Annotated in this window: 14 protein-coding genes and 1 tRNA gene; 6 read left to right on the top strand and 9 right to left on the bottom strand. The window is 37.8% G+C overall.

Annotation, left to right across the window (positions count from 1 at the left end; all coding sequences use genetic code 11):
• Positions 1-128: 128 nt before the first annotated feature.
• The 7 genes from OLM53_RS14140 to OLM53_RS14110 all read right to left on the bottom strand — a co-directional run bounded on the left by OLM53_RS14140 (position 129) and on the right by OLM53_RS14110 (position 5,525).
• Positions 129-824 (bottom strand): hypothetical protein, encoded by a 696-nt coding sequence (locus OLM53_RS14140; RefSeq protein WP_264520872.1) that lies wholly within the window; start codon positions 822-824, stop codon positions 129-131.
• Positions 825-1,273: 449 nt separating this feature from the next.
• Positions 1,274-1,358: transfer RNA gene (locus OLM53_RS14135), tRNA-Ser, on the bottom strand.
• Between the two features lie 378 nt (positions 1,359-1,736).
• Entirely contained in the window at positions 1,737-2,126 is a 390-nt protein-coding gene (locus OLM53_RS14130) for a YegP family protein (protein WP_264520871.1), read from the bottom strand.
• Positions 2,127-2,165: 39 nt separating this feature from the next.
• Positions 2,166-2,909 carry a sensor histidine kinase gene (locus tag OLM53_RS14125; protein WP_264520870.1) on the bottom strand — a complete coding sequence of 248 codons (744 nt, stop codon included), beginning with the start codon at positions 2,907-2,909 and terminating at the stop codon, positions 2,166-2,168.
• Positions 2,910-3,136: 227 nt separating this feature from the next.
• Positions 3,137-3,787: a response regulator transcription factor gene (locus OLM53_RS14120; protein ID WP_264520869.1), complete on the bottom strand. Its 651-nt coding sequence runs from the start codon at positions 3,785-3,787 to the stop codon at positions 3,137-3,139.
• A 36-nt stretch (positions 3,788-3,823) separates the two neighbouring features.
• On the bottom strand, positions 3,824-4,567 hold the full coding sequence (locus tag OLM53_RS14115; RefSeq protein WP_264520868.1) for a sensor histidine kinase: 744 nt from the start codon (positions 4,565-4,567) through the stop codon (positions 3,824-3,826).
• Positions 4,557-5,525 carry a hypothetical protein gene (locus OLM53_RS14110; protein WP_264520867.1) on the bottom strand — a complete coding sequence of 323 codons (969 nt, stop codon included), beginning with the start codon at positions 5,523-5,525 and terminating at the stop codon, positions 4,557-4,559. The genes OLM53_RS14115 and OLM53_RS14110 overlap by 11 nt, the downstream gene beginning before the upstream one ends.
• Before the next feature lie 595 nt (positions 5,526-6,120).
• On the opposite strand from OLM53_RS14110, the gene OLM53_RS14105 reads away from it, so the two are divergent.
• The 4 genes from OLM53_RS14105 (at position 6,121) to OLM53_RS14090 (ending at position 24,581) form a co-directional block, all read left to right on the top strand.
• Entirely contained in the window at positions 6,121-6,582 is a 462-nt protein-coding gene (locus OLM53_RS14105; RefSeq protein ID WP_264520866.1) for a hypothetical protein, read from the top strand.
• A 102-nt stretch (positions 6,583-6,684) separates the two neighbouring features.
• Positions 6,685-22,602: a T9SS type B sorting domain-containing protein gene (locus OLM53_RS14100; protein ID WP_264520865.1), complete on the top strand. Its 15,918-nt coding sequence runs from the start codon at positions 6,685-6,687 to the stop codon at positions 22,600-22,602.
• Between the two features lie 40 nt (positions 22,603-22,642).
• On the top strand, positions 22,643-23,917 hold the full coding sequence (locus tag OLM53_RS14095; protein WP_264520864.1) for a sterol desaturase family protein: 1,275 nt from the start codon (positions 22,643-22,645) through the stop codon (positions 23,915-23,917).
• Positions 23,907-24,581, top strand: coding sequence for a lysoplasmalogenase (locus tag OLM53_RS14090; protein WP_264520863.1), 675 nt, complete (start codon positions 23,907-23,909; stop codon positions 24,579-24,581). The genes OLM53_RS14095 and OLM53_RS14090 overlap by 11 nt, the downstream gene beginning before the upstream one ends.
• A 25-nt stretch (positions 24,582-24,606) precedes the next feature.
• Here OLM53_RS14090 and OLM53_RS14085 read toward each other — a convergent pair whose 3' ends face one another.
• Together OLM53_RS14085 and OLM53_RS14080 are read right to left on the bottom strand one after the other, a co-directional pair.
• Positions 24,607-25,020, bottom strand: a complete 414-nt coding sequence (locus OLM53_RS14085) for a DUF6691 family protein (RefSeq protein ID WP_264520862.1) — start codon at positions 25,018-25,020, stop codon at positions 24,607-24,609.
• A gap of 3 nt (positions 25,021-25,023) precedes the next feature.
• Positions 25,024-25,581, bottom strand: coding sequence for a YeeE/YedE family protein (locus OLM53_RS14080; RefSeq protein ID WP_264520861.1), 558 nt, complete (start codon positions 25,579-25,581; stop codon positions 25,024-25,026).
• A 76-nt stretch (positions 25,582-25,657) separates the two neighbouring features.
• Between OLM53_RS14080 and OLM53_RS14075 the strand changes: the two genes are divergently transcribed.
• On the top strand, positions 25,658-26,137 hold the full coding sequence (locus OLM53_RS14075; RefSeq protein WP_264520860.1) for a DUF4199 domain-containing protein: 480 nt from the start codon (positions 25,658-25,660) through the stop codon (positions 26,135-26,137).
• Positions 26,138-26,181: 44 nt separating this feature from the next.
• Complete coding sequence (locus tag OLM53_RS14070) at positions 26,182-26,688, top strand: 2-dehydro-3-deoxyphosphooctonate aldolase (RefSeq protein WP_264520859.1); 507 nt, start codon at positions 26,182-26,184, stop codon at positions 26,686-26,688.
• The last annotated feature ends 2 nt before the right edge of the window (positions 26,689-26,690 follow it).

The following is a 26,690-nucleotide window of genomic DNA, read 5'->3' as shown; positions in this document are numbered from 1 at the left end:
ATTCAGTTTCAGTTTCACGCTGAGTAATTGGTGCTAACTAGTAAATGTACTCAAGTTATACAACTTCTTGGTATAAGTAACTCTTTCAAATATATAAAAAAGAGTGTAAATTCACCTTTAGCGGTCTTCTAATCATCAAAAGTTACCTTCAAATCAACGATTTTCAAGTAAAAATTAACGAAAGTTAGGGTCAAATCAACGAAAGCTGACCTTAAATCGACGAAAGTTGGGGCCAAATCAACGAAAGTTACCCTCAAATCGACGAAAGCTGGGGTCAAATCAACGAAAGTTACCCTCAAATCGACGAAAGTTGGGGTCAAATCAACGAAAGTTGGGGTCAAATCAACGAAAGCTGACCTCAAATCAACGAAAGTTGGGGTCAAATCAAAGAAAGTTACCCTCAAATCAACGAAAGCTGACCTCAAATCAACGAAAGTTGGGGTCAAATCAACGAAAGCTGACCTCAAATCAACGAAAGCTGACCTTAAATCGACGAAAGTTGGGGTCAAATCAACGAAAGTTACCCTCAAATCAACGAAAGTTGGGGTCAAATCAACGAAAGTTACCCTCAAATCAACGAAAGCTGACCTCAAATCAACGAAAGTTGGGGTCAAATCAAAGAAAGTTACCCTCAAATCAACGAAAGCTGACCTCAAATCAACGAAAGTTGGGGTCAAATCAACGAAAGCTGACCTCAAATCAACGAAAGCTGACCTTAAATCGACGAAAGTTGGGGTCAAATCAACGAAAGTTACCCTCAAATCAACGAAAGTTGGGGTCAAATCAACGAAAGTTACCCTCAAATCAACGAAAGCTGACCTCAAATCAGCGAAAGTTGGGGTAAAAACGAAGTGAATAGCTACTTAAGATTAAGTAAAAGGGATTAATTCTGTTGATCCCCTGGGGTGAACCTTGCAAAGGAAACCGTAACGACTTTTTCAAAGCCCTTGCTTTTTTTATATCCCTAAAGCCCTCAAAAAGGAACTTGTATATAAGGGATTAACTATGTTGATCCCCGAAGGTGAACCTTGCAAAGGAAACCGTAACGACTTTTTCAAAGTCCTTGCTTTTTTTATATCCCTAAAGCCCTCAAAAGTGAACTTGTATATAAGGGATTAACTATGTTGATCCCCGAAGGTGAACCTTGCAAAGGAAACCGTAACGACTTTTTCAAAGTCCTTGCTTTTTTTATATCCCTAAAGCCCTCAAAAGTGAACTTTTGGTGCTTTGGGGATATAAAAAAACCCGAAACTTTCGTTTCGGGTTTCCTTTGCGGAGAAAGAGGGATTCGAACCCCCGGACCTGTTACAGTCAACAGTTTTCAAGACTGCCGCAATCGACCACTCTGCCATTTCTCCAATAAGTCGGGCATCAATTTCTTAATGCGGTTGCAAATATAGTAACCTTTTTGATTTTGCAAAAAGAATTTCAGTAAAAAATACAGTTATTTTTTGAGAATATCTTTATTTGGTTAACGCACTGCTAATTATGAGATAAATCAAAGAATATCTGATGGTTTTCTTTTTTTTAAAACCCCGATTAATAGGTTCTAATCGGGGTTCACATTCTGGTAGTTTTGAGCCAAAAAAAGTTAACTAGGTAAGCAGAGGACAGTCTCAATATCCTTTGGTATGCTTGATAAATAAATGTAATTTCCCCTAAATCAAAATAGTAATAATTTATACAAGCTGCTTACCTAGAAAACACATTTGGGGTGTTAGCAGTAGTAAGTATAGTTACAGTGACGATTCTTTTATTGCATAGTTATTCGTCATTTCAGTAATAAAAATTCGTTTGTTAGATTTGTCTTCTACAGTAGCTTCAGGGGCATTACTTTTTATAGAGGCAATACCTTTATCACAAGCAAAATCACTTCCATACATTTGACTGGTACCAATAATTTGTCCATTACTGGCTAATAGGGTAAAGTAATACTTGCCATTGACCGATTTGTTTTTACGAAACAAACTACTGTCATATGAAAATCGTTTTACCGATTCGATACCCTTCTCGCAATTCGCTTTTGTAGTGTAGCCTTCACTAGTAAGAATTACCATTCCGTTATTGGCTTTCAAATTGAATTGAAATTCGCCATTAGTTCTTTTGGTGATTATAAATCTTCCCATAACTTCCTTTGTTTAGTGTTCTTCTTTCTTTTTTTGCAATTAATCCCTAAAATATATTTTGAACGTTGTCCCTACTCCTACTTCGCTATCCACGGTAACTTTACCATTCATAGCTTCTATTTGGTATTTTGAAATGTATAACCCAAACCCATTGGCATTTTCATGCTTATGAAACGTTTTATACAATCCGAATAAAGCATTTCCATGGCGTTCTAAATCAATTCCAATTCCGTTATCTTTTATGGCTAAGACTTGGTATTCGTTTTCAAGATAAAAGTCAAATTCTACTTGAGGTAATCGATCTTGGTGTGCATACTTAATGGCGTTTGTTGCAAAATTTAACAGCACGCTTTCCAAATAAGCCGAATTGAAATTCACATAGGCATTAGTAGGTACCTTATTGATAAAGGTGATGTGATTTTCATTCTTATACCCTGAAATAATTTGGCTGACTTTATCTATATATTGATTCAAATTCAAAGACTCTTTTGCAATATTCTTATTACTCTCCACACTCACTATCTTGAACAAATCGGCAATGGTGTTATTCAAATTATCAGAAACTGTTCTTAAATGCCCTAAGGCTTCTTTCGTTTCAGTAGGATCATCCTCAAAATCAATGATATCAAGCAATAACTTAATATTTCCCGTGTGGGCATTTAAATTGTGAGACATAGTATAAAATAAATTCAATAACCTACTATTAAGCTCTCTACAAGTAGTTAGCTTTTCAACCAAATCTAATTCTTTGGCAGGAGCGATACAGCTATTGGTCTTTTCCATCAAATTATATAGTATGCTATTTTGAATTACATTATCCTATCACAAATATAAATTCAATGAAATCAATAACTTGTAGAACATTAAAATTCATTTTGTAGAATTGTTTCTACAATAAAAAGGGCGAAAAATGGGTAAAAAAAGGAATAGAAAAAGCGTCTGACAATGCAGTGAAATGGAAACTAAAGGAATCGTATTTTTTATAACCAAATAGATTACAATAGCTTACATTACTTATTCTCCTCGAAGTACAATTGGAACAACTCAATTAAAGCGGCTAAGTTGTCGATTTCCAATTTTTCAAAAACACGGTTTTTAAAGGTGCTGACTGTCGTTTTCTTGATCTGAAGTAAGTCAGATATTTCTAAATTGCCATAACCTTTGATTAATAAGCGTGCGACTTCTACTTCTCGTATCGATAGTTTTTCAAGCGGATTGATTGGCGTTTTGGAGATGTAGGAATCTAATATTCGGTCTTTAATGGTTTGTGTAACATACTTGCCCGAAGTAATCATGCTTTTAACAGCGTTTTTAATCTCGTCTTCCGAGCAACCTTTGTTTAAAAAACCAGAAGCTCCAGCATTTAAATACCGCATCGCATAAATAGATTCATCATAAGCAGTAAAAATCAGAATCTTAATGTCGGGCTGAAGGCTTTTTACTTCCGGAATAATATTGATACTATTGCCATCGGGGAAGTTGATGTCTAAGACTAACAAATCTAACTTGGTTTCTTTAACTACTTTAAGGGTTTCTTTAAAAGTCCCTGCGGTATGGATTTTGGCATTTAAAAAGAGTTCTTTGATTACTAATGAAATTCCTTGACGCACCACACTATGATCATCAGCAATTAAAAAAGTATAGTTGTTTGTTAACTTCATTGAGAGAAGATTTGGCAATTAGTTTGTTTATTAGGCTTAGACTTGCGTAAGAATTAAATTGAAAGTAACATGGGTTCCTTTGCCTTGTTCACTGGTTACTGTAATTTCTCCATCGAATAATTCCACAATCTCTTTACAGATATTCAATCCTAAACCTACGCCTAAATTAGTAACTTTTTCTGAAACCGTTCCTTGATAATACGACTCAAATATATTTTTCAAATCGTTTTCTGATATTCCAACTCCATTATCTGAAATGATTACTGCTAAATTGTTTTCAAAACCAGAAATAGGTTTGAAATCTAGAGCTACTTTAATCCAACCTTTGTCGGTAAACTTATTAGCGTTTCCGATTATATTATAGAATAGCTGATGAATCTTAGCCACATCGGTATATACAACACTATCCGATTTTAAATTGGATTCTATTTGCAGTTGATTGCCTTTGGCTTCAGCCAATGAAGACATAGAAGAAAGAATATGATTTAATTCATCTTTCAAATGTACTTTTTTACATTTCAACACCAATTGATGTGTGTCCTCTTTTGAATATTCCAAAATTTGATTAGATAATAACAATAAGGAGTTGGTCGTAAATTCTATTGACTTAAAGGTTTCTTTCAATTCCTCGTCTTTAACATTCGCTCGAGCTTTTTTGCTATATAACCCGATAATACTTAAAGGGGAACGAATTTCATGGCTAATCATTCCGGTAATTCTGTTTTTAAAGTCTAGGTTTTGGCGTATTTTTTCTTGTGCAGTAGTTAATCTATTTTTCATATTCAAAAGCAATACGAGTGAAGTTAAACAGGATAACGGAAACCACCAGCATTAATAGTATCAACAAAATAATACTATAGCTTCTAACCATTTTATTAGTATGGTATTGATCTTCAATATTTTTCTGATTATCGTCTTGCAACAAGTTACTAGTGTTATAAGTCGACTTAACTTTATCGCTCAAGGCTAATAATTCATTATTGAGTTTCATCAACTTCAAATCACTTTTCCTTAAATTTGAGAAGGACTTTTTTAGAGTGTTGAATTCGTTTTCGTAATATTTATTGCTAATCAAAAGGGTGTTGGCCAATTGTTCTTCCATATTACCTGTAGATACTTTGTCTTTATAACGCATGGTAACTACAGTATTCAAGTATTCTTTCTGAATATTAATTCTCCCTGCAAAAGCATCTGCTAATCTTGAAAACAGTCCCTTACGAGAGGCAGTGTCTACCTTTATATAGGAATCGGTTTTAACATTGTCTAAAAACTTCTTAGATTCGAAGGGAGCAAACTTAAACAGTCTTGGAAATCCATCTTGGTTTTGACTTATTTGATTGTCAATAATAGAATCAATAGCGACTTTGATTCTCAAGATTTCGGATTCGGTTTTATCTTTCTCTTTTAGGATTTTCTTAAAATCTTTATCTTCTGAAGAAGCGAGATGGAGACTATCCATCAAACGTCCCATTTCATTTAAAGTAATAGTATAGTTTTTTAAAGAAGCCTCATCTCTATTATTGATATAATTGTTGAAATAACCTTGAGATTTAATCAATGAATTGTTTACAAGGCTAGTGTATTTCAGCGCTTTATTAGATGCCGCTATAGTATCAAAAGCATTAGACAACTTGGTTTCATTATACCAAGTTACTATAGCCATAACTTGTAAAAATATAATACTGGACAATAAGGTGTAATGAACTGCTTTTCTGTGTTCAAATTTTAATTTTTCCAAATAAATGAAATTTGTTGTTATTTTTTAATTGAGACAAAACATATAGGCCAAAATAAAAAATAACTTAGATTATAAAATAAAAAAATCACCATAGAACTAATTGAGTGTAGTGTCCTAACTTTCAATTACAAATGCTATAATGTTAAAAGAGATTTGGGGTTTTCTTTTAATTTTATCTGATGAAATAAATTCATTAGATTATTTCTTCTAGCTATAATTTAAGTAGAGAAATACTCAGCAAATTTAGCATTCTTAAAGAAAAAACAACGTAGTACATTATGAATATTGGTGTAGAATAAATTCTACATTATCAAATTTTTAGTCTAATTTACTCTTTTGTAAAGAAGTATAATAGGGTTTTACAACAACTAAATTGTTTAATTTAAAATAACACAATAGTTGACGCTAAATCATATAAAGCTTAGACAACAATTTGTATAGTTTTATGTACTTTGTAGTATATTAGTTAATTTTTTTTGTTTTAATAGGGAGTTTGGGAATTATACACAAAAATTATAGATATAATTCCTCTTTTATTTGCTTTTTACAATCTATTAATTACATTTGATTAAGATAACATTAACAACTGTTAAGCATGCCAAAACCATTACTTTCTCTTTTTGTAAAAAAGATAGAGTTCCATTATTTTATAGTTGGATTGGTATTGCTTTTTGTTCAAAAAACAAGCGCTACAACATTTTATGTTAATGATGATTCCCTTAAAGGGGATACTTATACAACTGCTATTGGAAATAACAATAATGATGGTATTTCACCAACTAGCCCAAAATTAAGTATACAATCGGCTTATCAAAAAGCTCAAGATGGAGATAATATCGTAATAGAGACTTACAGTTATTCTGATCTTTACACTAAAGGAGTTTTAACATTTGAAATTACAATAAAAGACAAATTTATAATTACGGGAATTACTGATAGTAACTTCTCACAAGCGCCCCTTCTCTCAAATCAAAAAGTATCCCCTACTGAATTTTACATTGAAAATGACAAACCTATTGATCGTGATGCCTACTTGCGAAATTTAAAAACGGAGTAGAGAGGAATGATTTTAAATAGGGCACTTGCACAAGTTCAGTGTGCCAAACAACTATAAATTGATTATAAAACTAATTTCACCCCTCGGGTTAAGTTAATAACTATGTATAGATTTTTACTTATAATATTGTTATCGTTTTCTGGACTTATAACTCAGGCAGCGGCTCCAGCTCCGGGCAATGATGACCCATGCAATGCTATACCATTAACTGTTGGGACTACCTGTAATTATTCACAATATACTAATACTGCTGCTACTGCATCTAGTGGAATACTTACTCCTGGATGTGCAAATTATTTGGGTGGCGATGTATGGTTTAGCGCTGTTGTTCCCGCTAGTGGAATTCTAATTATTGATACAAATGTCGGCACAATGACAGATGGAGGGATGGCTTTATATTCTGGACCCAATTGTAACAATCTTAACAATCTTATTGCATGTGATGATGATGGGAGCAGCAATGGCCTTATGCCTTCAATTAGTCAGACGGGGTTAACACCAGGAGCAACTGTATATATCAGAGTATGGGAATATGGAAACGATAACAATGGAACTTTTTCTATATGTGTAAAAGCAGGTGTTCCTTGTACTACATCAACTAATAATAGTTCATGTGCATCAGCTGATGGTTTTTGTACAGGAGTATCCTATGATTATTGCAATACAACAAATGTTGCATCAGTTGGACAAGGTTTGTTTAGTACAAGTTCCGGATACAATCCAATTTATGGTTGTTTGGGTTCAAGCCCTAATCCGGCTTACTATTTTATGAACATTGCCAATACAGGACCTATTACGTTCAACATTTCACAACAGACAAGTACAGGAGTGGGTATAGATGTAGACTATATAATTTGGGGTCCATTTGCTAGTCAAGCAGCAATGTGTAGCGGGCTTGCTGCAAATAACATTGTAAGTTGTAGTTATTCTACAGCTGCAGTAGAAACCGCATCCATACCAAATGCACAAGCAGGGCAATATTATATGGTGCTAATAACTAATTTTTCCGATCTGCCAGGGGTAATTAACTTTTCTCAAACAAACGCCTCTATGCCAGGCGCAGGAACAACAAACTGTAATATTGTTACAGCAGTTCCCAGTACTTGTTCAGGAGGAAATTTTACACTAACGGGCTCAATTAATGTTCCTGCACCTCCTATATCTGGAAATCTTACTATTACTAATTCATGTGGTGGATCACAGGTAATTAATGCACCATTCAACACACCAATTACTTATTCTATTCCCAATATTTGTGGTAATGGCGGTTCTTGTAATGTGACTGCTTTTTTTTCAGCAGCAGGCGCGCCAACAATATTACCTACAACATATACTGCCCCTAGTTGTAATTCATTAACTGTTTCACCTGGTATTTGTAATGGCAGTAATCAGTATGTACTTTCTGGCACTTTAACTACTGGGTGTTTACCAACAACGGGAACACTTACCATTACAAATTCTTGTGGAGGTTCAGTTGTTTTTACCGCACCTTTTACTAGTCCACTGAATTGGTCTTTGCCTGCTTCTTCTGGTAATGGGGGTAGTTGTACAGTTACTGCAGTTTATTCTGCAGCAGGCGCACCTATAATAACTCCAGCAACTTTTAATGAACCAACCTGTTGCGGTGCCAACGCAGGCACGGTCAATGTTACACTGACAAACGGTGGGGTAAAATCAACATTGGCAAACGGAAATATTCAAGTAGCACTTTGTCCTGGTGGGAGTGTAAATATTGCTACCAATAACGACTTTACACTGCCAACTCCAGGATGTGCAACTTGTATAGCAGGACTTATGTATGCAATATACAATAGTCAAGGACCTTCAGTTCCAGACCCTGATTTAGATCCCAATTGGACTGGGTATTATTGGACTGGGGCAAATTTTCCAGGCACCAGCACCGGAGGATTGAATACCAATTCTGGGGGAGCTTGTTCTGCTATTCTTAATCTTGATGCTGTAGCTGGGTATGCCTCTCCAAATTCGCCAACCAATACTTTAGTATTCGTCCCAATTACAGGAGATGCAGTTGATTTACCTAATCATGACAATAATGGTGATTTTTGTTTTGATATAGGCCCTTCCATTAGTGTTACCTATATGAATCCAATTACATTCAACGTGATTGGTAGTTGTTCGGGAAGTATGTCGATAGAAATTAATGGGGGTTATCCTCAATTTTTACCGGGGCTTTATACAATTACTAATACTGGTTCGGGCACACTAAGTAATACAACAGCTACATCTGGAGGAATTGTCACCGTATCTGGATTAACCAATGGACAAACTGTTTCATTATCAGTTACAGACGCAAGTGGCTGTGTTTATAATTTTACAAAAACATTTACTACAATACCATCGCCTGTTGTAACGGTATCGCCAACCAATACTTCCATTTGTCCTGGAAGCTGTGTTAATCTTGTTGGAACGGTAACATCTAGCGTTCCGTCTGGAGTTTCTACATTTACAAATTCGTTTTGTAATGCTATCCCTGATGGAGGCATTACTGGTACAAATACAGGACAATTTAATACTGGTTCATGGGCATCATCAATCAATAATATTTCTGGTTTTTGCGGTAGTACCTGGACAACAGGACAACCACTTACAGTTTGTTTAAATATTAATCATACATATGATTCTGATTTAAACATTTTCTTACAGGCGCCTAATGGTTCAATTCTATCATTAAGTCAGGATCATGGCGGTGCAGGTAACAACTATACAAATACCTGTTTTTCTACAACTGCTGCTAATGTCATTGGTTCAGGTGGAAATAATACTGCTCCGTTTTCTGGGACTTATGCCCCTGATGGAGCTGGAGGTTTTTCTGTTTTTAATGGAACTCCAATTAATGGAGCATGGACTTTATGGGTAGGGGACGATGCAGCAGGTGATGCAGGTACCATTTCTGGTTGGAGTATTACTTTCACTAATCAAAATACGTTCACCTATAGCTGGTCGCCTTCAACCGGATTGTCTGCTACTAATGTTTTAAATCCTCAAGCATGCCCAACAAGCACAACAACCTATACTTTAACAGCTACAAATTCTTGCGGCTGTACAACAACCGTATCAACAACAATTACAGTAGCTTCTGTAATCCCAACGATTATAACTCAGCCAGTTTCTCCCCCAGCAGTTTGTACAAACGGCACTTCAACCCCACTTAGTGTTACAGCTAGTGGTGGAGGACTTACGTATCAGTGGTATAGTAATACTATTAATAGCACTATAGGCGGAACATTAATACCGCTTGCCACTTCATCAACCTATACTCCTCCAATTAATGTTGCTAATACAATGTATTATTATGTTATAATTACATCAGGAACATGTGGAACCGTAACAAGTGATGTTGTTGCTGTTGTTGTGAATGCGGTTCCAACAGCTACTATCAGTTATGCTGGAGCTCCGTTTTGTAATTCGGTAGCTACTGCTCAAAGTGTTACTCTAACAGGAACTGGTACTTATACTGGTGGAGTATATACTGCTCCTGCGGGACTTTCCATTAATCCTGCTACTGGTGCCATTACTCCTTCGACTTCAACTCCAAATACTTACACGGTTACCTACACCATTGCTGCCGCTGGTGGTTGTGCAGCTTTAACTGCTACTACATCGGTAACTATTAGTTCTGTTCTAAATCCAACTATTTTAACTATAGCACCAACCTGCGCTGCTGATGGATTTACAACTATTACTAATTACAATGCAGCTAATACCTATACCTTCTCTCCTGCTGGACCAAATGCTGGAGCGGGGGGAGCCATAACCGGAGCTACTATTGGAACTGCGTATACTATAACTTCTACCAATGGTGGATGTACTTCTGCAGCCTCTGCTTCTTTTACTAATGTTGTGATGTTGGTTACTCCTGCTGTGCCAACGGTATCAACTACAGCACCAACGTGTGCGGCAGATGGATTTACAACTATTACCAATTACAACCCAGCTAATACCTATACCTTCTCTCCTACTGGTCCAACTGCTGGAGCGGGGGGAACCATAACCGGAGCTGCTATCGGAACGGCTTATACTATAACTTCTACCAACGGAGGTTGTACTTCTGCATCCACTAGCTTTACTAATTTGATTAAACTAGTTACTCAACCTATACCAACAGTATCCACCACAGCACCAACCTGCACTGCCGATGGTTTTACAACTATTACTAATTACAATGCTGCTAATACCTATACTTTCTCTCCTGCTGGACCAAGTGCCGGAGCTGGGGGAACCATAACCGGAGCTACTATCGGAACAGCTTACACGATAACTTCTACCAATGGTGGGTGTACTTCTGCAGCCTCTGCTTCTTTTACCAATCTGATTAAACTAACAACTCCAATAGTACCTACTCTATCTACCACAGCACCAACCTGTGCTGCAGATGGATTTACAATCATTACTAATTACAATGCAGCTAATACCTATACTTTCTCTCCTGCTGGTCCAACTGCCGGAGCGGGTGGAACCATAACAGGAGCTACTATTGGAACGGCATATACTATAACTTCTACCAACGGTGGATGTACTTCTGTTGCTTCAGCTTCATTTACCAATCTTATTAAACTAACAACTCCAGTAGTACCTACTCTATCAACCACAGCACCAACCTGCGCTGCTGATGGATTTACAACTATTACTAATTACAATGCAGCTAATACCTATACCTTCTCTCCTGCTGGACCAAATGCTGGAGCGGGGGGAGCCATAACCGGAGCTACTATTGGAACTGCGTATACTATAACTTCTACCAATGGTGGATGTACTTCTGCAGCCTCTGCTTCTTTTACTAATGTTGTGATGTTGGTTACTCCTGTTGTGCCAACGGTATCAACTACAGCACCAACGTGTGCGGCAGATGGATTTACAACTATTACCAATTACAACCCAGCTAATACCTATACCTTCTCTCCTACTGGTCCAACTGCTGGAGCGGGGGGAACCATAACCGGAGCTGCTATCGGAACGGCTTATACTATAACTTCTACCAACGGAGGTTGTACTTCTGCATCCACTAGCTTTACTAATTTGATTAAACTAGTTACTCAACCTATACCAACAGTATCCACCACAGCACCAACCTGCACTGCCGATGGTTTTACAACTATTACCAATTACAATGCTGCTAATACTTATACCTTTACACCTTCTGGACCAACTGCCGGAGCTGGGGGAACCATAACAGGAGCTACTATAGGAATGGTATATACTATAACTGCAACCAATGGTGGGTGTACTTCTGCTGCCTCTGCTTCATTTACCAATCTTATTAAACTAACAACTCCAGTAGTACCTACTCTATCAACCACAGCACCAACCTGCACTGCCGATGGTTTTACAACCATCACTAATTATAATGCTGCCAATACCTATGCCTTTTCTCCTGCTGGACCAACTGCTGGAGTCGGTGGCTCTATAACTGGAGCTACTATCGGAACAGCCTATACAATAACTTCTACCAACGGTGGATGTACTTCTGTTGCTTCAGCTTCATTTACTAATCTTATTAAACTAACTACTCCAGCAATACCGACTGTATCTACCACAGCACCAACCTGTGCTGCTGATGGTTTTACAACTATTACTAATTACAATGCTGCCAATACCTATACCTTCTCTCCTGCTGGTCCAACTGCTGGAGCGGGGGGAACCATAACAGGAGCTACTATAGGAACTGCTTATACTATAACTTCTACCAATGGTGGATGTACTTCTGCAGCCTCCGCTTCCTTTACTAATGTTGTGATGTTGGTTACTCCTGCTGTGCCAACGGTATCCACTACTGCACCAACGTGCGCTGCAGATGGATTTACAATCATTACTAATTACAATGCAGCTAATACCTATACTTTCTCTCCTACTGGTCCAACTGCCGGAGCGGGTGGAACCATAACCGGAGCTACTATAGGAATGGTATATACTATAACTGCAACCAATGGTGGGTGTACTTCTGCAGCTTCTGCTTCCTTTACTAATGTTGTGATGTTGGTTACTCCTGCTGTGCCAACGGTATCCACTACTGCTCCAACATGCGTGGCAGATGGTTTTACAACTATTACTAATTACAATGCTGCCAATACTTATATCTTCACTCCTGTCGGACCAACTGCTGGAGCGGGGGGAACCATAACCGGAGCTACTATCGGAACAGCTTACACGATAACTTCTACCAATGGTGGGTGTACTTCTGCAGCTTCTGCTTCCTTTACTAATGTTGTGATGTTGGTTACTCCTGCTGTGCCAGCATTATCTACTACTGCTCCAACGTGTGCGGCAGATGGATTTACAACTATTACCAATTACAATGCTGCCAATACCTATACCTTCTCGCCTGCTGGTCCAACTGCTGGAGCTGGTGGAGCCATAACTGGGGCAACTATTGGAACAGCTTATACTATAACTGCTACCAACGGAGGTTGTACTTCTGCATCCGCTAGCTTTACTAATTTGATTAAACTAGTTACTCAACCTATACCAACAGTATCCACCACAGCACCAACATGTACGGCTGATGGTTTTACAACTATTACTAATTACAATGCTGCTAATACTTATACCTTTACACCTTCTGGACCAACTGCCGGAGCTGGGGGAACCATAACCGGAGCAACTATTGGAACTGCGTATACTATAACTTCTACCAACGGAGGATGTACTTCTGCAGCTTCGGCTTCCTTTACTAATATCGTGATGTTGGTTACTCCTGCTGTGCCAACAGTATCTACTACTGCTCCAAATTGTATAGCTGATGGTTTTACAACTATTACTAATTACAATGCTGCTAATACCTATACTTTCTCTCCTGCTGGTCCAACTGCCGGAGCGGGTGGAACCATAACAGGAGCTACTATTGGAACGGCATATACTATAACTTCTACCAACGGTGGATGTACTTCTGTTGCTTCAGCTTCATTTACCAATCTTATTAAACTAACAACTCCAGTAGTACCTACTCTATCAACCACAGCACCAACCTGCGCTGCTGATGGATTTACAACTATTACTAATTACAATGCAGCTAATACCTATACCTTCTCTCCTGCTGGACCAAATGCTGGAGCGGGGGGAGCCATAACCGGAGCTACTATTGGAACTGCGTATACTATAACTTCTACCAATGGTGGATGTACTTCTGCAGCCTCCGCTTCCTTTACTAATGTAGTGATGTTGGTTACTCCTGCCGTCCCAACCCTTTCAACTACTGCTCCAAATTGTATAGCTGATGGTTTTACAACTATTACCAATTACAATGCTGCCAATACCTATACTTTCTCGCCTTCTGGACTAACTGCCGGAGCGGGTGGAACCATAACAGGAGCTACTATAGGAACTGCTTATACTATAACTTCTACCAATGGTGGGTGTACTTCTGCAGCCTCCGCTTCCTTTACGAATCTGATTAAACTAGTTACTCCTGCCGTCCCAACCGTTTCAACTACTGCTCCAACGTGCGTGGCTGATGGTTTTACAACCATCACTAATTACAATGCAGCTAATACCTATACTTTCTCTCCTGCTGGACCAACTGCTGGAGCGGGTGGAAACATAACTGGTGCTACTATAGGAACGGCATATACTATAACTTCTACCAACGGAGGTTGTACTTCTGCATCCACTAGCTTTACTAATTTGATTAAACTAGTTACTCAACCTATACCAACAGTATCCACCACAGCACCAACCTGCACTGCCGATGGTTTTACAACTATTACTAATTACAATGCTGCTAATACCTATACTTTCTCTCCTGCTGGACCAAGTGCCGGAGCGGGGGGAACCATAACCGGAGCTACTATAGGAACTGCTTATACGATAACTTCTACCAATGGTGGGTGTACTTCTGCAGCCTCTGCTTCTTTTACCAATCTGATTAAACTAACAACTCCAATAGTACCTACTCTATCTACCACAGCACCAACCTGTTCTGCAGATGGATTTACAATCATTACTAATTACAATGCAGCTAATACCTATACTTTCTCTCCTACTGGTCCAACTGCCGGAGCGGGGGGAACCATAACAGGAGCTACTATAGGAACTGCTTATACTATAACTTCTACCAATGGTGGGTGTACTTCTGCAGCTTCCGCTTCCTTTACTAATGTTGTGATGTTGGTTACTCCTGCTGTGCCAAAGGTATCCACTACTGCTCCAACATGCGTGGCAGATGGTTTTACAACTATTACTAATTACAATGCTGCCAATACTTATATCTTCACTCCTGTCGGACCAACTGCTGGAGCGGGGGGAACCATAACCGGAGCTACTATCGGAACAGCTTACACGATAACTTCTACCAATGGTGGGTGTACTTCTGCAGCTTCTGCTTCCTTTACTAATGTTGTGATGTTGGTTACTCCTGCTGTGCCAGCATTATCTACTACTGCTCCAAATTGTATAGCTGATGGTTTTACAACTATTACTAATTACAATGCAGCTAATACCTATGCCTTCTCTCCTGCTGGACCAACTGCTGGAGCGGGTGGAAACATAACTGGTGCTACTATAGGAACGGCATATACTATAACTTCTACCAACGGTGGATGTACTTCTGCATCCACTAGCTTTACTAATTTGATTAAACTAGTTACTCAACCTATACCAACAGTATCCACCACAGCACCAACCTGCACTGCCGATGGTTTTACAACTATTACTAATTACAATGCTGCTAATACTTATACCTTTACACCTTCTGGACCAAGTGCCGGAGCGGGGGGAACCATAACCGGAGCTACTATAGGAACTGCTTATACTATAACTTCTACCAATGGTGGGTGTACTTCTGCAGCTTCTGCTTCCTTTACTAATGTTGTGATGTTGGTTACTCCTGCTGTGCCAACGGTATCCACTACTGCTCCAACATGCGTGGCAGATGGTTTTACAACTATTACTAATTACAATGCTGCCAATACTTATATCTTCACTCCTGTCGGACCAACTGCTGGAGCGGGGGGAACCATAACTGGAGCAGTACTTGGAACTGCTTACACGATAACTTCAACCATCGGTGGATGTACTTCTGTTGCTTCAGCTTCATTTACTAATCTTATTAAACTAACTACTCCAGCAATACCGACTGTATCTACCACAGCACCAACCTGTGCTGCTGATGGTTTTACAACTATTACTAATTACAATGCTGCCAATACCTATACCTTCTCTCCTGCTGGTCCAACTGCTGGAGCGGGGGGAACCATAACCGGAGCTACTATCGGAACAGCATACACGATAACTTCAACCAATGGTGGGTGTACTTCTGCAGCCTCTGCTTCTTTTACTAATGTTGTGATGTTGGTTACTCCTGCTGTGCCAACGGTATCCACTACTGCACCAACGTGTGCGGCAGATGGATTTACAACTATTACCAATTACAACCCAGCTAATACCTATACCTTCTCTCCTACTGGTCCAACTGCTGGAGCGGGGGGAACCATAACCGGAGCTGCTATCGGAACGGCTTATACTATAACTTCTACCAACGCAGGTTGTACTTCTGCATCCGCTAGCTTTACTAATTTGATTAAATTAGTTACTCAACCTATACCAACAGTATCTACCACAGCACCAACCTGCGCTGCAGATGGATTTACAACCATTACTAATTACAACCCAGCTAATACCTATACCTTCTCTCCTGCTGGACCAACTGCTGGAGCGGGGGGAACCATAACAGGAGCTACTATCGGAACAGCATACACGATAACTTCAACTAATGGTGGATGTACTTCTGCAACTTCTGCTTCCTTTACGAATCTGATTAAACTAGTTACTCCTGCCGTCCCAACCGTTTCAACTACTGCTCCAACGTGCGTGGCTGATGGTTTTACAACCATCACTAATTATAATGCTGCCAATACCTATGCCTTTTCTCCTGCTGGACCAACTGCTGGAGCGGGGGGAACCATAACCGGAGCTGCTATCGGAACGGCTTATACTATAACTTCTACCAACGGAGGTTGTACTTCTGCATCCACTAGCTTTACTAATTTGATTAAACTAGTTACTCAACCTATACCAACAGTATCCACCACAGCACCAACCTGCACTGCCGATGGTTTTACAACTATTACCAATTACAATGCTGCTAATACTTATACCTTTACACCTTCTGGACCAACTGCCGGAGCTGGGGGAACCATAACAGGAGCTACTATAGGAATGGTATATACTATAACTGCAACCAATGGTGGGTGTACTTCTGCTGCCTCTGCTTCATTTACCAATCTTATTAAACTAACAACTCCAGTAGTACCTACTCTATCAACCACAGCACCAACCTGCACTGCCGATGGTTTTACAACCATCACTAATTATAATGCTGCCAATACCTATGCCTTTTCTCCTGCTGGACCAACTGCTGGAGTCGGTGGCTCTATAACTGGAGCTACTATCGGAACAGCCTATACAATAACTTCTACCAACGGTGGATGTACTTCTGTTGCTTCAGCTTCATTTACTAATCTTATTAAACTAACTACTCCAGCAATACCGACTGTATCTACCACAGCACCAACCTGTGCTGCTGATGGTTTTACAACTATTACTAATTACAATGCTGCCAATACCTATACCTTCTCTCCTGCTGGTCCAACTGCTGGAGCGGGGGGAACCATAACAGGAGCTACTATAGGAACTGCTTATACTATAACTTCTACCAATGGTGGATGTACTTCTGCAGCCTCCGCTTCCTTTACTAATGTTGTGATGTTGGTTACTCCTGCTGTGCCAACGGTATCCACTACTGCACCAACGTGCGCTGCAGATGGATTTACAATCATTACTAATTACAATGCAGCTAATACCTATACTTTCTCTCCTACTGGTCCAACTGCCGGAGCGGGTGGAACCATAACCGGAGCTACTATAGGAATGGTATATACTATAACTGCAACCAATGGTGGGTGTACTTCTGCAGCTTCTGCTTCCTTTACTAATGTTGTGATGTTGGTTACTCCTGCTGTGCCAACGGTATCCACTACTGCTCCAACATGCGTGGCAGATGGTTTTACAACTATTACTAATTACAATGCTGCCAATACTTATATCTTCACTCCTGTCGGACCAACTGCTGGAGCGGGGGGAACCATAACCGGAGCTACTATCGGAACAGCTTACACGATAACTTCTACCAATGGTGGGTGTACTTCTGCAGCTTCTGCTTCCTTTACTAATGTTGTGATGTTGGTTACTCCTGCTGTGCCAGCAGTATCTACTACTGCTCCAAATTGTATAGCTGATGGTTTTACAACTATTACTAATTACAATGCTGCTAATACCTATGCCTTCTCTCCTGCTGGACCAACTGCTGGAGTCGGTGGCTCTATAACTGGAGCTACTATCGGAACAGCCTATACAATAACTTCTACCAACGGTGGATGTACTTCTGTTGCTTCAGCTTCGTTTACCAATCTTATTAAACTAACTACTCCAGCAATACCAACCGTTTCAACGACAGCACCAACGTGCACTGCTGATGGATTTACAACTATTACCAATTACAATGCTGCCAATACTTATACCTTCTCACCTGCTGGACCAACTGCTGGAGCGGGCGGAAACATAACCGGAGCTACTATAGGAACTGCTTATACTATAACTTCTACCAATGGAGGTTGTACTTCTGCATCCGCTAGCTTTACTAATTTGATTAAACTAGTTACTCAACCTATACCAACAGTATCCACCACAGCACCAACATGTACGGCTGATGGTTTTACAACTATTACTAATTACAATGCTGCTAATACTTATACCTTTACACCTTCTGGACCAACTGCCGGAGCTGGGGGAACCATAACCGGAGCAACTATTGGAACTGCGTATACTATAACTTCAACTAATGGTGGGTGTACTTCTGCAGCTTCTGCTTCCTTTACTAATGTTGTGATGTTGGTTACTCCTGCTGTGCCAGCATTATCTACTACTGCTCCAACGTGTGCGGCAGATGGATTTACAACTATTACCAATTACAATGCTGCCAATACCTATACCTTCTCGCCTGCTGGTCCAACTGCTGGAGCTGGTGGAGCCATAACTGGGGCAACTATTGGAACAGCTTATACTATAACTTCTACCAACGGAGGATGTACTTCTGCAGCTTCGGCTTCCTTTACTAATATCGTGATGTTGGTTACTCCTGCTGTGCCAGCAGTATCTACTACTGCTCCAAATTGTATAGCTGATGGTTTTACAACTATTACTAATTACAATGCTGCTAATACCTATGCCTTCTCTCCTGCTGGACCAACTGCTGGAGTCGGTGGCTCTATAACTGGAGCTACTATCGGAACAGCCTATACAATAACTTCTACCAACGGTGGATGTACTTCTGTTGCTTCAGCTTCGTTTACCAATCTTATTAAACTAACTACTCCAGCAATACCAACCGTTTCAACGACAGCACCAACGTGCACTGCTGATGGATTTACAACTATTACCAATTACAATGCTGCCAATACTTATACCTTCTCACCTGCTGGACCAACTGCTGGAGCGGGCGGAAACATAACCGGAGCTACTATAGGAACTGCTTATACTATAACTTCTACCAACGGAGGTTGTACTTCTGTAGCTTCTGCTTTGTTTATTAATGCACCACATTTACTTAACATTCTTACAACTACTCTATCACCTCTTTATTATTGTGACCCGAACAATGATGGTTTTGGTTTCTTTGATTTAACTCAAGTGACACCATTAATTACTGGAGGAAATCCTTATTCTGTTAGCTTTCATGAGACGATAACAGATGCTCAAATTCATGGAACAACTATTCCAAATCCTTCAAATTATTATAATATTCACATAAATAGTCAGACCATTTACATTCGAGTTGAATTAACTGGATCTTCGAGTTGTTATCAAATCATAACGTTAGACTTAATTGTCAACCCAACTCCAGAAGCCACAGAGCCTGCAGATTATCATGTTTGTGACACTAATAATGATGGTTTTGCTAGCTTTGACTTGACAACAGTTTCATCTGAAGTTTTTGGTTCCATAAATCAATCAACAAATAGTATCTCTTATTATACAAGTTTAACCAATTCGGAAACGGAGACAAATCCAATAGGTAATCTCACTAATTTTATTAATCAAACTATCAATACCCAAACTATCTGGATACGTATAGAAAATAATGCAACAGGTTGTTCTGATATCGTAACTTTACAGTTGTTTGTAGACCCTTTACCATTGACTACACAACCTAATTATCCAGCTTACACACTATGTGATGTTTCATTACCCTTATCTTTTGAACAATTTGATTTAGGTTCAAAAATCAATACTATTTTACTAGGACAAAGTGGGATGAATGTTACTTTTCATTTCAGTCAAGCTGATGCTTTAGCCGATGTAAATCCGTTACCACTATTATATACAAATGCTATCCCATTTGTACAAACACTATGGATTAGAGTAGAAAATGCTATTACTGGATGTTTCGTATTATCTACAATGGATATAAGGGTTGAACCACTTCCAAGTCCGATTCCACAAAGTCAACCTTATACCATTTGTGATGGTAATCAGGATGGATTTGGTTCCTTTAATCTAAATTCATTAACTGCTGCTATATTACAAGGTGCTAATTATACTATTACATATCATGAAACTATTAATGATGCTCAATTAGGTAATAATCCTTTGGTTAGTCCTTATAATAATATAAACCCATTTGTTCAATTTATTTATGCATCAGCAATTGACAACGTTAATGGTTGCAGAAGTATTATCCCAATAGAATTGCATGTTGAACCTCAACCTTTAATGCCAATCTCAATTGCTCCGTTGATTCAGTGTGATCAGGATAACAATCCACAAAATGGAGCTATGTTGTTTGATTTAACACAAATCGATGCCGTTGTATTGGGAGCGCAAACTTCTTCTCCAACAAACTTTACTGTGACTTATTATATTTCTCAGGCTGATGCCATTGTAGGTACTGCTCCTATAATACAATCTACTCATTACGTTGGATCCAATCATCAAATTATTTGGGTTAGAGTTGAAAATAATCTGTCAGGTTGTTTTGCCGTAGGTTCTTTTGAATTATTGGTTAATCCTCCTCTTTTGTTAATTACTCCAGCACCTTTGAGTATCTGTGATTCTGATGCCAATCCAAATGATCAACACACTGTTTTTGATTTGACTGTTAAGAATTTTGAAATTACTCAAGGTCTACCTAACATGACAGTAACTTATTATCCTAGTTATCCTGTCACCGCTTCTAGTGCTCCAATTCCTAATCCAACAACTTATACCAATGTCTCTCCTGCTGTTCAAACATTAGGAGTTATGGTTACCAATCCACAAGGGTGCAGAAGTTACATTTCATTAGATATACGAGTATTGCCAATTCCGGTTCCAAATACCACAGGAATTCGACCATTGACACCTCAGTGTGATGTTAACAATACAGGAGATATGATGGAAATCTTTAATTTAACTTTAAACGCATCTCATATACTAAATGGGGATCCAACCCTAACATTACACTACTATCCTTCACAAAATGATGCTTTGGCTGGAACCAATCAAATTCTAAATCCTACAGCGGCTTTAGTTGGACAAAATGTGTGGATTAGAGTTGAAAACACGCGAGTGGATTATCTTGGTCATAAATGTTTTGTTTTAGTAGAGCAACCTCTAACAGTTAATCCTTTACCAGCAACTATTCCAAATAGTATTGTTCAAAATTGTGATGATGATACTGATGGGCAAACGGCTTTTGATTTAACAGCAATAACTTCTAGTTTTTACAACAATCCCAATTTTACTGTTACTTATTACACAACAGCAAATAATGCACAATTAGGAATCAATCCAATTTCTTACCCGACGACATATCTGAACGCTACAAACCCTCAAATTATTTATATAAGAGTGGTGAATAATATAACTGGATGTGTTAATTATAATGGACAATTTACTTTAACTGTTAATCCGAAACCAACAGCAACAGCTCCAGCTAATTTTGCTACTTGTGATACTGATGGAACCAATGATGGCTTCTTTGCTTTGGATTTAAGCACGTATATCAATGGAGTTATTGGTACTCAAGTTGGCGTTTCGACTACTTTTTATGATACTCAAAATGATGCGATTCAAGGTGTAAATTCAATCACTAATTTGAGTAATTACCAAACTTATACCCATACCATTTGGATTAGAGTAGAGAATACTTCAACTGGATGTTATCAATTAGTAACTTTTAACAATACTGTTGAGCCATTGGCTGAACCAAACATTACTTCACCAAGCGATACCATTTGTGTTGAATACGGAACCCATACATTATTGAGCGGATTGATATTAAACAGTGGTATTACCAACCCTAATTATACTTTTGCTTGGTCGTTGGGAGGGACTGCTATACCAAGTGCAACCAATTCAACTTATACCATTGCTGCTGCAGCTCCAGGAGATTATACTGTGATAGCTACCAGTACAAGTTCATTAGCCTGTGTTTCTGATGTATCGAATACTTTCACTGTGATTCAATCAGGTCCTCCTCAAGCTGATTCTCCTGCTTATACTGTTAGCAATGCCTTTGACGATAATCAAACTATAACCATAAATGTGTTAGGATTTGGAGTTTACGAATACAGTTTAGATGATGGTCCATTCCAAAGCAGCAATATTTTTGAATATGCAACATTAGGAGAACATACTATTACGATTCGAGATGTAAAAGGGAATACAAGTTGTGGTGAAATTGTAATTTCTGGTGTTCAAACGATTAATTATCCTCATTACTTTACTCCAAATGGAGATGGGTATCATGATACTTGGAATGTTATTGGGCTTGAAAACCAACATAATGCCCGACTATATATTTTCGATCGTTATGGTAAACTCTTGAAACAACTCAGTACCGATGGGCCTGGTTGGGATGGAACATACAATGGTTATATGCTACCATCAACTGACTATTGGTTCAAAGTGGAATACCTTGAGCAATCGAACTGGAAAGAATTTAAATCTCACTTCTCACTGAAAAGATAATAGCGGAATTTGTTATATTTGAAAGACAAATTCAACATTTATGGAACAATACGGGAAAATCTTATTGATTGCTATGCCCTTTTTTCTTTTACTAATTGTAATTGAAAAAATATACGGCTATTACAAAGGTATTGATCATGCTCCGATGATGGATAGTATTTCCAGCATCAGTTCAGGAATGACTAATGCTGTAAAAGATGCGTTGGGCTTGAGTATTGCCATTATTTCTTATGAATGGATGGTTACTCATTTGGCAATTATTCATGTTCAGACTACTGTTCTAACTTACATAATAGCTTTTTTTGCTATTGATTTTTATGGCTATTGGGGACATCGATGGGCACACCAAATTAATTTTTTTTGGAACAAACACGCCATTCATCATAGTAGTGAAGAATTCAATTTAGCTTGCGCCTTGCGTCAACCAATTTCAAGTTTTGTGAATTTATTTACTTTTCTTTTACTTCCTGCCGCACTTTTGGGAGTTTCTTCAACAGTGATCGCCATTTTATTACCAATACATTTGTTTTTACAATTTTGGTATCACACTCGATATATTGGCAAATTGGGTTTTATAGAAAAGTTTATGGTTACACCCTCTCATCACAGAGTTCATCATGCTATCAACCCGGAATATATGGATAAAAATCATGGTCAAATCTTTATTTTTTGGGACAAATGGTTTGGCACTTTTCAGGAAGAATTAGATTCGGTTCCACCAGTGTTTGGTATAACTAGACCCGCTCATACTTGGAATCCGATTAAAATCAATTTTCAACATTTGTGGCTTTTGATTAAAGATGCTTATCATGCCGAAAACTGGAAAGATAAATTCACTATTTGGTTTAAACCCACAGGATGGAGACCAAAAGGTTTAGATGAGAAATATCCAATTGATAAAATAACGGATGTTTACCGATTTGATAAATATGGACATCAGCATTCTCAGCTATTGATGTATTGGTCTTTAGTGCAATTGTTTACAACACTCGGATTAATTAGCTATCTTTTTGGAAATATTGCAACCATTGGTTTGCCAAATATTTTTGTCTATGGGATATTCGTTTTTCTGACGGTTTACAGTTACACCGAATTGATGGATACTAGAAAATTCTCTGTGTTTTGGGAAGGATTGCGATTTCTTTTTTCGATGGGAATCCTCTATTTCTATGGCGATTGGTTTGGAATGTCAACCCTATTGCCTTTTTCAAATGGATTACTTATCACCTATTTCACTTTATCTTTATTGATGAGTTCTTATTTTGTTTTCATCGAATTCAAGAAATCTAAAAACACGCTTTCTTATGATAACTAGTCAACGATTGCTTCAAGGTTTTCTGATTTTTGGGATAGTCTATTCTATACTTTTACTGACAGGAAATGACGCTATAACTTGGTACTTAAAACCGTTTTTATTGCCGTTATTATTTTATGCCGTAGTTAAAAGCGATTCGTTTGAAACCAAAAAATGGTTGTTATCAGCACTGTTTTTTTCTTGGGTTGGAGATTGTATTTTACTATTTGCCGACAAAGGAGAATTGTATTTTATCTTCGGATTGATAGCCTTTTTGATTGCTCACATTTTGTTTATCCGACTCTTTTTTAGACAAAAATCAGAAAAAAACCATTTAAAAAATCCATTATTTTGGATTGGTTTTATTGGAATAATAATCTATTTAAAAAGTATGCTTTCTTTGCTTATTCCCACGTTAGGCGATTTAAAAGTACCTGTGAGTTTTTATGCCATGACTATTTCCATCATGCTAATCATAGCTTTAAAAGGAGCTTTTAATTGGGAAAACAATTCAAAATATATTGTACTTCTTGGCGCCTTTTTCTTTGTAACATCAGATAGTATTTTGGCTATCGATAAATTTCATTCGCCAATACCATTAGCTTCGTTTTGGATAATGTTGACTTATTTAATTGCTCAATTTTCTATTACATATGGAATTTTAAAATTGAATCAAAAAAAATAGCATTTCGATTGAAATGCTATCTAATTTAATGTGGGAGTTTATCTTTTAAAACACCATATAAAAACGTACCAAAAACAGCGCCAATTAATATCAATCCAACGCTCAGAAATCCAGCTCCTAACATAATAAATATTGGTCCAGGACAAGCTCCTACCATGGCCCAACCTAATCCAAAAAGGATTCCACCAATCCAATATCTGGCATTCCCTTTTTCTTTGTCTGGAATAGTCAATACGTTTCCTTCAATATCTTTTAATTTGCTTCGTTTTATAATTTGGATTCCAATAACTCCAGTTGCAATAGCAGTCATAATAATGCCATACATATGAAAAGATTGAAATTGGAACATTTCATAAATTCGATACCAAGAAACCGCTTCGGCTTTAGTTAATACAATTCCGAAAAAGAAACCAACGAGTATAAACTTTATATATTTCATAACTTAGAATAATAAGGGTAATATAAAATGTGACATAATCAGTCCACCAACAAAAAAACCTATCACAGCTTTTAGAGACGGTAATTGTAAATTACTCATTCCAGCAATAGCATGACCTGAAGTACAACCACCCGCATACCTGGAGCCGAAACCTATCAATAATCCACCTACTAGTAAAATAATAATCATTTTGGGAGATTCAAATATTTGGTTTCCGAATAAAGCATCCGGTAATAATTTTCCGTTTGGAGCATCTATTCCCATTGCTGCTAATTGTTGAATTGTTTTAGGATTAATATCCACATTCGAAGCATCACTTAAAAAATGAACGGCAACATACCCTCCAATCATAGCTCCAAATACTACAGCTAAATTCCACCGTTGTGATTTCCAATCCCAATCAAAAAAAGGCACTTTTCGTCCGATTCCCGTCATGGCACATAAAGAGCGTAAATTGGATGACATTCCAAATACTTTTCCGAAATAATTAAGTAATAGCATTACAACTGCAATAAGAAAACCAGCAATTGACCAATGCCATGTATGTGTTAAAATTTCCATAGGTTGATTTTTTACAAAAATAGCAATATTAAATTACTGAAATGAAGTATTTTTGATCTCGAATTAAAAGACCAAAATGAAAAACTATTCTATAGAAATAAAATGGGCCCTTCGCTTTACCTTGTTGACCTTAGCTTGGTCTATCGGAGAAAAGACAATCGGACTTCACGATGAAAATATTGCAAACTACGGAATGTACACCAACCTTTTTGTTTTTCCAGCTATATTGTTTTTCTATTTAGCAATACAGGAAAAGAAAAAATATATTTTCAACAACAGCATGACATGGACACAAGGATTTGTTAGCGGAATAATTATATCCTTTATCATAGCTTTACTTAATCCTGCTGTGCAATATGTCATTTACAAAAGTATAACACCTCATTTTTTTGAAAACATCATAGCGTACAAGGTAAAAAATCATTACATGACTTTGGAAAATGCTAAAGTGTATTTCAATTTGAAAACCTATATGATAGAAAGTACTTTCACTGGTTTATCAAAAGGAATCATCACTGGAGCCCTAGTTTCATTATTGATTCGCAATAAAAAATAATTTTTAGCACGATTATTGTAGCTCCATGAAAAAAATAATTTATTATGAAACCAAAAATTCACGAATACAGAAAAACCAATAGTAGCATTGTGAGTAAAAATCTAATCCAACTGACATTTATTATTGTCATACTTTCTTTGTTTACCTCATGTGTTAGTACAAAATCGACATTAAAGAATGTAGATAATAATGCACCGATGCCCACCTTATCAAAAGACAATACTTTTGTTTTAACAGAGTATAGTAAAGACAAAAAATATGGTTATGATCCTGATTATCCTGTCAATGTTTTTTATTTAAATACTAAAAGCGAAAACTTAAATGCTGAACGTTACTTGAATGCTTTAGCTGGGCCGAAAGGCGAACCCATTACCTATATAAAATTAGAAAGCTGTTGTCCATTCCCTACAAAAAGATCAGAAATGGGAGCTGGTTTTCTCGATGTATATGAAGTACGATGGAAAGGACAAGCAGAACCTATCAAACTTTATTTAAACATCTATGAAAGAGGATACTTACTTGTTCCTTTAGGGCTTTCGATAAAAAAATAACT

The organism is Flavobacterium sp. N1994 (assembly GCF_025947145.1).
GTDB lineage: Bacteria > Bacteroidota > Bacteroidia > Flavobacteriales > Flavobacteriaceae > Flavobacterium.
The sequence above is the reverse complement of the archived record's forward strand: the minus strand, read 5'-3'. Positions and strand labels throughout refer to the sequence as shown.

Excerpts from the sequence above, each read along its gene's own strand:
- OLM53_RS14105 (WP_264520866.1), top strand. The coding sequence starts at position 6,121 with ATGCCAAAACCATTACTTTCTCTTTTTGTAAAAAAGATAGAGTTCCAT.
- OLM53_RS14090 (WP_264520863.1), top strand. The coding sequence starts at position 23,907 with ATGATAACTAGTCAACGATTGCTTCAAGGTTTTCTGATTTTTGGGATA.
- OLM53_RS14085 (WP_264520862.1), bottom strand. The coding sequence starts at position 25,020 with ATGAAATATATAAAGTTTATACTCGTTGGTTTCTTTTTCGGAATTGTA.
- OLM53_RS14070 (WP_264520859.1), top strand. The coding sequence starts at position 26,182 with ATGAAACCAAAAATTCACGAATACAGAAAAACCAATAGTAGCATTGTG.
- OLM53_RS14080 (WP_264520861.1), bottom strand. The coding sequence starts at position 25,581 with ATGGAAATTTTAACACATACATGGCATTGGTCAATTGCTGGTTTTCTT.
- OLM53_RS14120 (WP_264520869.1), bottom strand. The coding sequence starts at position 3,787 with ATGAAGTTAACAAACAACTATACTTTTTTAATTGCTGATGATCATAGT.
- OLM53_RS14115 (WP_264520868.1), bottom strand. The coding sequence starts at position 4,567 with ATGAAAAATAGATTAACTACTGCACAAGAAAAAATACGCCAAAACCTA.
- OLM53_RS14125 (WP_264520870.1), bottom strand. The coding sequence starts at position 2,909 with ATGGAAAAGACCAATAGCTGTATCGCTCCTGCCAAAGAATTAGATTTG.
- OLM53_RS14130 (WP_264520871.1), bottom strand. The coding sequence starts at position 2,126 with ATGGGAAGATTTATAATCACCAAAAGAACTAATGGCGAATTTCAATTC.
- OLM53_RS14100 (WP_264520865.1), top strand. The coding sequence starts at position 6,685 with ATGTATAGATTTTTACTTATAATATTGTTATCGTTTTCTGGACTTATA.
- OLM53_RS14075 (WP_264520860.1), top strand. The coding sequence starts at position 25,658 with ATGAAAAACTATTCTATAGAAATAAAATGGGCCCTTCGCTTTACCTTG.
- OLM53_RS14095 (WP_264520864.1), top strand. The coding sequence starts at position 22,643 with ATGGAACAATACGGGAAAATCTTATTGATTGCTATGCCCTTTTTTCTT.